Origin of the sequence: Nocardioides sp. (assembly GCF_047607185.1) — a bacterium.
In the GTDB taxonomy this organism is placed as follows: domain Bacteria; phylum Actinomycetota; class Actinomycetes; order Propionibacteriales; family Nocardioidaceae; genus Nocardioides.
This window is the reverse complement of the sequence record NZ_JASGDQ010000064.1, coordinates 45,831-54,899: the sequence shown is the minus strand read 5'-3', so window position 1 is coordinate 54,899 and position 9,069 is coordinate 45,831. Positions and strand designations below refer to the sequence as shown.

Annotated in this window: 6 protein-coding genes; 4 read left to right on the top strand and 2 right to left on the bottom strand. The window is 70.9% G+C overall.

Annotated elements, in window-relative coordinates; translation table 11 throughout:
* Nucleotides 1–134: 134 nt before the first annotated feature.
* Nucleotides 135–1,982 carry a dihydroxy-acid dehydratase gene (gene ilvD, locus QM595_RS07275; RefSeq protein ID WP_415170872.1) on the bottom strand — a complete coding sequence of 616 codons (1,848 nt, stop codon included), beginning with the start codon at nt 1,980–1,982 and terminating at the stop codon, nt 135–137.
* 222 nt (nt 1,983–2,204) lie between these two features.
* Here ilvD and QM595_RS07270 point away from each other — a divergent pair, with 222 nt between their 5' ends.
* From QM595_RS07270 to QM595_RS07255, 4 genes are all read left to right on the top strand, one after another.
* A complete protein-coding gene (locus tag QM595_RS07270; RefSeq protein WP_415170871.1) occupies nt 2,205–2,900 on the top strand; it encodes an HAD family hydrolase in 696 nt (231 codons plus the stop codon).
* Between the two features lie 8 nt (nt 2,901–2,908).
* Nucleotides 2,909–5,452, top strand: a complete 2,544-nt coding sequence (locus QM595_RS07265) for a glycoside hydrolase family 65 protein (protein ID WP_415170870.1) — start codon at nt 2,909–2,911, stop codon at nt 5,450–5,452.
* A gap of 73 nt (nt 5,453–5,525) precedes the next feature.
* Nucleotides 5,526–6,371, top strand: coding sequence for an EamA family transporter (locus tag QM595_RS07260; protein ID WP_415170869.1), 846 nt, complete (start codon nt 5,526–5,528; stop codon nt 6,369–6,371).
* A 66-nt stretch (nt 6,372–6,437) separates the two neighbouring features.
* The gene (locus tag QM595_RS07255; protein WP_415170868.1) at nt 6,438–7,367 is read left to right on the top strand and encodes an alpha/beta fold hydrolase; all 930 of its coding nucleotides are present in this window, start codon (nt 6,438–6,440) and stop codon (nt 7,365–7,367) included.
* A gap of 88 nt (nt 7,368–7,455) precedes the next feature.
* Here QM595_RS07255 and QM595_RS07250 read toward each other — a convergent pair whose 3' ends face one another.
* On the bottom strand, nt 7,456–9,036 hold the full coding sequence (locus QM595_RS07250) for a prenyltransferase/squalene oxidase repeat-containing protein (RefSeq protein ID WP_415170867.1): 1,581 nt from the start codon (nt 9,034–9,036) through the stop codon (nt 7,456–7,458).
* Between the last annotated feature and the right edge of the window lie 33 nt (nt 9,037–9,069).

Genomic DNA, 9,069 nt, shown 5'->3' with positions numbered 1-9,069 from the left:
TCGGCGTTGTCCAGCGTGCGTCATGGCAAGGCGGAGGAGGGAGCCATGCCGGAGGCATGGCGACCGACGACAACGCAGCCAGGGCGCGTGCTGGGCGGCGCGGAGCCGGCGCTTCCGAGTTCTCGAAGACGCTCTCAGTCCGGGACGCGGCGGTAGGCGCCGTCGGAGGCCGAGGTGGCCATCGACGCGTAGGCCCGCAGCGCGGCGGAGACGACCCGATCGCGGTCCAGCGGGGTGTAGGGCCGCTCCCGCTTCTCCTGGGCAGCGCGGCGCTCGTCGAGCACCAACGGGTCGACGTCGAGCGAGATCCGGCGGTGCGGGATGTCGATGGAGATGACGTCGCCGTCCTCGACCAGTGCGATCAGGCCGCCCCCGGCCGCCTCGGGCGAGACATGGCCGATGGAGAGCCCCGAGGTGCCGCCGGAGAAGCGGCCGTCGGTGATGAGCGCGCACTTCTGGCCCAGACCGCGGCCCTTGAGATAGGAGGTCGGGTAGAGCATCTCCTGCATCCCGGGGCCGCCCTTGGGGCCCTCGTAGCGGATCACCACGACATGGCCCTCGTGGACGGTCTTGTCCAGGATGCCCTGGACGGCGGCGTCCTGGGACTCGAAGACGACCGCGGTGCCGGTGAAGGTCCAGATCTCCTCCGGCACGCCGGCGGTCTTCACCACGCAGCCGTCCTCGGCGAGGTTGCCCTTGAGGATCGCCAGACCGCCGTCGCGGGTGTAGGCGTGCTCGACGGAGCGGATGCAGCCCTCGGCCTGGTCGACGTCGAGGGAGGCCCACTCGTTGGAGGTGGAGAATGCCTGCGTCGTACGGACGCCGCCGGGCGCCGCCTTGAAGAGCTCCAGTGCGGCCTCGGACGCCGTGCCGCCGCGGATGTCCCACTCGTCGAGCCAGTCCTGCAGGGTGCTCGCGTGGACCGCGTGGACGTCGCGGTTGAGCAGGCCGGCGCGGTTGAGCTCGCCGAGGATCGCGGGGATGCCGCCGGCCCGGTGGACGTCCTCCATGTGGTATTTCGGGGTGTTGGGGGCGACCTTGGACAGACACGGCACGCGGCGGGAGACCGCGTCGATGTCGTCGACCGAGAAGGTCATGCCGGCCTCGCGGGCGGCGGCCAGCAGGTGGAGCACGGTGTTGGTGGAGCCGCCCATGGCGACGTCGAGGGCGAAGGCGTTCTCGAAGGCCTCGTGGGTGGCGATATTGCGTGGCAGCACCGACTCGTCGTCCTCGCCGTAGTAGCGACGGCACAGCTCGACGACCAGCCGACCGGCCTCCTCGAAGAGGGCACGGCGCTTGGCATGGGTGGCGAGCGTGGAGCCGTTGCCGGGCAGCGAGAGCCCGATGGCCTCGGTGAGGCAGTTCATCGAGTTGGCGGTGAACATGCCCGAGCAGGAGCCGCAGGTCGGGCAGGCGCTGCGCTCGATCACGTCGAGCTGCGCGTCGGTGACGCTCTCGTTGACCGCCAGCGACATCGCGTCGACGAGATCGAGCTTGGCGTGGACGATCCCCTCGATCGCCTGGGTCTTGCCGGCCTCCATCGGGCCGCCGGAGACGAAGACGACCGGGATGTTGAGCCGCAGCGCGGCCATCAACATGCCGGGGGTGATCTTGTCGCAGTTGGAGATGCACACCAGCGCGTCGGCGCGGTGCGCCTCCACCATGTATTCCACCGCGTCGGCGATCAGTTCCCGGCTGGGCAGCGAGTAGAGCATCCCGGCATGGCCCATCGCGATGCCGTCGTCGACGGCGATGGTGTTGAACTCCTTGGCGACCCCGCCGGCGGCGACGATCTGCTCGGCGACGATCTTGCCCAGGTCGCGCAGGTGGACGTGCCCGGGCACGAACTCGGTGAAGGAGTTGGCGATGGCGACGATCGGCTTGCCGAAGTCGTCGTCGGTCATCCCGGTCGCGCGCCACAGCGCGCGGGCGCCAGCCATATTGCGGCCCGAGGTGGAGGTCGCGGATCGAAGAGTTGCCACCACTCAAGGTTAGGCCATGGCTCCCAAGTCGGCGCCGTCGCGAGCGACGTCCGGTGCGTGCGATGGCGAGGCGGAGGAGGGAGCCATGCCGAAGGCATGGCGACTGACGACAACGAAGCCAGCGTGCGTGCCGGACGGTGCGTAGCAGGCGACCGGCTTGGGAGCCACGGCCTTTAATCCGCCCGACGCAAAACCCACCCCTCGGTCCCCTAGTCTGGCACCGTGACTGCAGTCAACTGGGCGGAGCGTCGGGCGGTCCTCTTCGACCTCGACGGCGTCGTGACGCCCACCGCCACCGTGCACCTGCGGGCGTGGGAGGTCATGTTCAACGAGTTCCTCGCCTCCCACGACCCGACCCAGCCACCGTTCACGACCGCGGACTACCACGCGTACGTCGACGGCAAGCCCCGCTACGACGGCGTCCGCTCCTTTCTCGCCTCACGCGACATCGCACTGAGCGAGGAGGAGGTGATCGAGCTCGGCGACCGCAAGAACGTCGCGTTCAACCAGGTGCTCGAGGCCGAGGGGGTCGAGCCCTACCCGGGCTCGGTGCTGCTGCTGGACCACCTCGGCGCGCTCGGCGTCCCGATGGCCGTGGTCTCCTCCTCCGCCAACGCCGTGCCGGTGCTGACCAGGACCGGACTGCTCGGGCGGTTCGCGGCGGTGGTGGACGGCGTGGTCGCCAAGGCCGAGTCGTTGCCCGGCAAGCCCCACCCCGACACCTTCCTCTACGGCGCTCGGCTGTTGGGCGCCAGCGCGGCCGAGTCGGTCGTGCTGGAAGATGCGGTCTCGGGTGTCGCCGCCGGCCGGGCCGGCGAGTTCGGGCTCGTAATCGGCGTCGATCGCGGTGCCGGCGTACCCGCCCTCACCGAGGCCGGTGCCGACGTCGTCGTCGCCGATCTCGCGGAACTCGTCTAGGAGAGAACATGCTCAGCCACGTCGGCCCCGACCCGATGGACCACGGCCGTTTCCCGGTCGACCCGTGGCGGCTGGTGGAGACCGGCTACTCCCCCGTCGACACCGGCCTGACCGAGACCCTCTTCGCGGTCGCCAACGGCTACCTCGGGATGCGCGGCAACCCCGAGGAGGGCCGGCCGGCGTTCGCCCACGGCACCTTCCTCAACGGCTTCCACGAGACCTGGCCGATCCGGCACGCCGAGAACGCCTTCGGCTTCGCCAAGACCGGCCAGACCATCGTCAACGTGCCCGACGCGAAGGTCCTGAAGATCTATGTCGACGACGAGCCGCTCACCTTCGGCACCGCCGACCTGGAGCACTACGAGCGCTCGCTGGACTTCCGCGATGGCATCCTGCGCCGCTCGCTGGTGTGGCGCACGCCGTCCGGCAAGCGGGTGCGGATCGACTCCACCCGGATGGTCTCGATGACCCAACGCCACCTGGCGGTGCTCACCATGGAGATCACCCTGTTGAGCGGCGAGGCGCCGATCGTGATCTCCTCCCAGCTGCTCAACCGGCAAGACGGCAAGGACGAGTACCACCAGCCCGCCGCGGCACAGGGCATGGACCCGCGCAAGGCGGCCAGCTTCGAGGAGCGGGTGCTGCTGCCCCGGATGTCCTATGCCACCGACGACCGGATGCTGCTGGGCTACCAGGCGGCGCACTCGGGGATGACCGTCGCGGTCGCGGCCGACCACCGGCTCTCCACCAGCGACGCCTACGAGACCGTCGTACGCGCCGAGGACGATCTCGCGAAGATCGTCTTCCGCGTCGACGCCAGCACCGGCACCACGCTGCGGCTGGAGAAGGTCGTCGCCTACCACTCCTCGCGGGGCGTCGCGGTCCGCGAGCTCTCCGACCGCTGCGACCGGACGCTCGACCGCGCCGCCCGGCTCGGCGTGAGCCACCTGCAGGACGAGCAGCGAGAGTGGTACGCCGGGTTCTGGGCCGCCGCCGACGTGGAGATCGCCGGCCGAGGCCCGGAGATGGAGGCGCTGCAGCAGGCGATCCGGTTCAACCTGTTCTCGCTCGCCCAGGCCACCGCGCGCACCGACGGGGTCGGCGTACCGGCCAAGGGCGTGACCGGGTCGGGCTATGAGGGCCACTACTTCTGGGACACCGAGATCTACGTGATCCCGTTCCTGACCTACACCAGCCCCACGGTGGCGCGGAACACCCTGCACTTCCGGTCGGTGATGCTGCCGGCCGCCCGCGACCGGGCCGCCGAGATGGCGCAGAAGGGCGCGCTGTTCCCGTGGCGCACCATCAACGGCGAGGAGGCCTCCGCCTACTACGCCGCCGGCACCGCACAGATGCACATCGACGCCGACGTGGCCTACGCGCTGACGAGATACGTCCAGGCCACCGGCGACTTCGGCTTCCTCATCCGCGAGGGCATCGACATCCTGGTGGAGACCGCGCGGATGTGGGCCGAGCTGGGCTTCTGGCGCTCCACCGACACCGGCGAGGAGTTCCACATCCACGGCGTCACCGGGCCGGACGAGTACACCACCGTCGTCAACAACAACCTCTTCACCAACGTGATGGCGCGCTACAACCTCGAGCAGGCCGTCGCCGCGGTACGACGCATCGCCGGCGACCATCCGATCGAGTTCGGCCAGGTCAGCTCCCGGCTGTCGCTGACCGACGACGAGGTCGAGGAGTGGGAGCGCTGCGCGGAGGGCATGGTGATCCCCTTCGACGAGAGCTTCGGCATCCACCCGCAGGACGACCTCTTCCTTGAGCGCGAGGTGTGGGACCTGCCGAACACGCCGGCCGAGCTGCGGCCGCTGCTGCTGCACTACCACCCGCTGGTGATCTACCGGTTCCAGGTGCTCAAGCAGGCCGACGTGGTGATGGCGCTCTTCCTCCAGGGCGACCGGTTCACCGCAGAGCAGAAGCAGGCCGACTTCGAGTACTACGACCCGATCACCACCGGCGACTCCACGCTGTCCGCGGTGGTGCAGTCGATCATGGCGGCCGAGGTGGGCTACCACGAGGTGGCGCTGCGCTACTTCTACGACGCCCTCTACGTCGACCTGATGAACCTCCACGACAACACCGTCGACGGGATGCACATCGCCTCCAATGGCGGCCTGTGGAGCGCGCTGGTGTTCGGCTTCGGCGGGATGCGCGACGCCGGCGGGCTCTCCTTCGACCCCCGGCTGCCCAAGTCCTGGGACTCGCTCGACTTCCGGGTCCGCTGGCGCGAGAGCCGACTGCTGGTGCGGCTGACCCAGGACACGATCACCTTCACCGTCGAGGAGGGCGTCGAGCCGGTGCCGCTGACGGTCCGGGGCATCGCCTACGACGTCACCCGCGAGGCCCCGGTGTCGGTGGCGCTGTCCCACCAGGGCCCGCGCATCGACGGCACGCTCGGGGACATGCCGATCCTGCACGGCGTCCGTCCCGACGGGTCCACCACCACCTCGACGGTGCCCGAGCCGAGCACCGGACCGCTCACCGGCGAGATCCCGATCGTGCCGGTCCCGGCGGCGCCGGAGACGACCTGAGAGCGTGTTTGAGAACTCGGCGTCGCGCTTCCGAGTTCTCAAACGCGCTCTGAGGGGCCACTAGCCTGTGCGGGTGCCCACCCGACCGAGCCTCGGCCCCGTCTGGCTGGTGCTGCTCGGGGTGGTCTCGGTGCAGGTCGGCGCCGGCTTCGCCAAGTCGCTGTTCGACGCCGCCTCGCCCACCACCATCGTATGGCTCCGGCTGGCCACCTCGGCGGTGCTGCTGATGCTGGTGGCCCGGCCTGCGCTGCGCGGCAGGTCACGCTCGGACTGGCTGGTGGTGGTCGGCTTCGGCGCGGCGCTGGGGCTGATGAACTGGTCGATCTACCAGTCCTTCGCCCGCATCCCGCTGGGCCTCGCGGTCACCATCGAGTTCGCCGGGCCGCTGCTGCTCGCCGTGGCCGGGTCGCGGCGGCGCGGCGACCTGGTCTGGATCGGACTGGCGGCGCTCGGCGTGGTGCTGCTGGGCTTCGAACGGACCTCGCTCGACCCGGTGGGGGTGCTGTTCGCGCTGCTCGCCGGGGCCGCCTGGGCGGCGTACATCCTGCTCTCGGCGCGCACCGGACGACGCTGGCCCGGCCTCGACGGCCTGGCGGTGGCGAGCGTGGTGGCACTGGCGCTGCTGACGCCCCTGATGGCCGGGTACGCCGGCGAGCTCACCGGCCACATCGTCCTGGTCGGCGCCCTGGTCGGCGTGCTCTCCTCGGTGATCCCCTACTCCGCCGAGCTGGTCGCGCTGCGCTCGCTGTCGCCGGCGGTCTTCGGAGTGCTGGTCTCGCTCGACCCGGCGGCCGCCGCGCTGGCCGGCTGGGCGGTCGTCGGCGAGGTGCTCTCGTGGGTGCAATGGCTCGCCATGGCGTGCGTGGTGATCGCCAGCGTGGGGATGACCCGGTCCGGGAGGGAGCGGCTCGCGGTGTGACTCACCGCGAGTGACCCGGGTCATAGCCGGACGCAGGCAGAGCCGCGGTTCGGGCACAATCCGTTCATGCGGACCACTCCTTCCACCACCGCCGCGCTGGCGCCGGTCGCCTATCACGACGTCCTCTCCGACGACGGGACCATGCTGCGCGCCTGGACCAACGACCCCGACGGGCTCATCGACGGGCCGACGGTGCTGCTCTGCAACGGCCTGGGCACCAACCCGTGGGCCTGGCCGGCGCTGCTCTCGCCCGACTGCGGCGTACGGGTGGTGTCGTGGAACCACCGGGGCACCGGCGGCTCGGCGCGACCCGCCGACCGCTCCCGGGTGGCGATCCCCGACTTCGTCAGCGACGGCCTCTCGGTGATGGACCACTTCGGCATCGAACGGACCGTGCTGATGGGCTGGTCGATGGGCGTCAACACCATGTTCGAGCTCGCCGCCGAGCACCCCGAGCGGGTCACCGGCCTGTTCGCGGTGGCGGGCGTGCCGGGCGACACCTTCGCGACCATGCTGGCGCCGTTGCGGCTGCCCCGGCCGCTGGCCCGGGCGATCACCGTGTCCTGGTCGCGCTATCTCAAGCACACCGGCAAGCTGGTCACCCCGCTCACCTCGCGGCTGCCGGTCGGCGCCACCACGATCAGGTGGCTCTCCCGCACCGGCCTGGTCAAGCACATCCCCGACGCGGAGCTGGCGGCGCTGGCCTTCGCCGAGTTCCTGACGACGCCGGTGGAGTGGTACTTCCACCTCGCCCTGCACACCTCCCGGCACCAGCGGGTCTCGCTGCGCCGGATCCGGGTGCCGGTGATGTTCGTGGGCGGCACCTTCGACCTGCTCGCCGGGTCGCGTCAGATGGCCTCGGCGGCGGCCCGGCTGAAGGACGCCAGCTATGTCCAGCTGCGGGCCAGCCACTTCATCCCGCTGGAGCACCCGGAGCGGGTGCACGCGCTGCTGCTGGACTTCCTGGCCCGGGTCAGCGAGCCGGCGCAGCCCTGACGCGTCGCGCCCGCAGCGCGCGGCGCCGACTCGGCGGGGCGGTCCCCAGTCCTCTGACGTGGGAGCCGCCCCGCCGCGGGGCATCGGCTCAGCGCTTGATCTTCACGCTCGTCTTGCCGCTGCGGTCGGCGAACTGACCGGCCACGACGATCTTGCCCTTCTTGGCTTTCTTGGCCAGCTTCTTGGTGACCTTGAAGGTCGCCTTGAAGGTGCCGTCGGCCGCCGCGACGCCGGTGGCGACCTGCTTGCCGCGGAAGGTCACCGTCACCTGCTCGCCGGCGGCCAGGCCGGAGGCGGTCACGGTCAGCTTCTTCTTGACCTTGATCTTCTTCTTGGCCTTGACGCCGAGGTCGGCGGCACCGAGCGCCTTGACCGTGGTGGTCACCGGCGTGCCGACGGTGGCGAGGGTGAAGGTGTAGTCACCGGTGGCCGCCGGGAGCGTGGCGGTGAGCTCACCGGGGCCGGTGAGCGCCTTGGCGGCGCCGGCGCCCGACAGGCAGCCCTTCTCGGTGGCGCGCAGGCCGGCGGCCGTGAGCGTTACGGCGGTGCCCGCCTCGACGAAGCCGGTCGGGCCGGTCAGCGTCGCGGCGCTGGTGGGCAGGTAGGCGAGCGCGGCCAGCGCCTGGGCGCCGGCGACCTGCCACGACCCGGTGGTCGCCTCGGTGATGCCGTCGGCCTGACCGGTGGCGAGCACCTCGTCGCTGTAGGCGATGGCGCCGGCGTCACCGTCGAGCTTCGAGGCTCCGCAGGCGGTCAGCGCGAGCACTTGGTGAGCGGCGACCCACTCAGCGGCCGTCGCCGCGGCAGCGGTCTCGCCGGCGGAGCCGAGCGCCCAACCGGCCAGACCGGTGGAGTTGGCGTTGACGGCGGTGCCGTCGGTGAAGCCGCCGTCGGTGCTCTGCGCCGCCTTCAGGTAGTCGACCGCCTCGTCGAGAGCGGTCGCGATGTCGGGGTCCGACTCCTGCGACAGCAGCGCGTGCACGGCGTAGGCGGTGGCGTCGACGCTGCTGGCGTCGCCGGAGTCACAGCTGACGTCGGTTCCGCTGAAACTCGCGCTCCAGAACCCGCCGTCGGCACACTGCAGGCCCAGCAGGAAGTCGGTGGCGGCCTCCGCCTTGGCCGAGCCCGCCGTCTCCAGCGCGGCGACGGCGAACGTCTGCGAGATCGCGTTGGCATAGTCGCCGTACGCGCTCAGGTCCTCGATTCGACCGGAGGCCTGAACCCGGTCCTCCAACCGCTCGATGAGGTCGGTCCCGTCGAAGTCGGCCGGGTCCTCCCCGGTGCTCTGCAGGAACACCGACGCCTTGGCGAGCTGACCGGCGTACGACGACGTGGTGCCGTCCCCGACATAGTCGGCGATGCCGGCCTCGACGGCGCTGGACACCGCCGTCAGAGTGCTCGAGGCGGCCCCGGTCTCGACCAGGCCGATCCCGAAGTCGATGGTCGCACCGACATTGGTGTAGAAGGTGCCGTCGTAGTAGGACCCCAGCAGGCCGCCCTCCTGGGAGGCGGCCTTCGCGCCGAGCCAGTTGGCGGCGGCCTCGGCGGCGGGGGTGGCGGGGGTGGTCGCCCCGGGGGCGACGGCATGGGCCGACCCGACGGTAACGGCGCTGGTCGCGAGCGTTCCTCCAACAAGGACGGCGGCGATGCGCTTGGACGCGATGTGCATGAGATCCCTTCGGCTGCTGCCGACGGAAGTCTC

Bases quoted from the DNA above. Each gene is read 5' to 3' on its own strand.
- QM595_RS07265 (WP_415170870.1), top strand. From the start codon at position 2,909: ATGCTCAGCCACGTCGGCCCCGACCCGATGGACCACGGCCGTTTCCCG.
- QM595_RS07255 (WP_415170868.1), top strand. From the start codon at position 6,438: ATGCGGACCACTCCTTCCACCACCGCCGCGCTGGCGCCGGTCGCCTAT.
- QM595_RS07250 (WP_415170867.1), bottom strand. From the start codon at position 9,036: ATGCACATCGCGTCCAAGCGCATCGCCGCCGTCCTTGTTGGAGGAACG.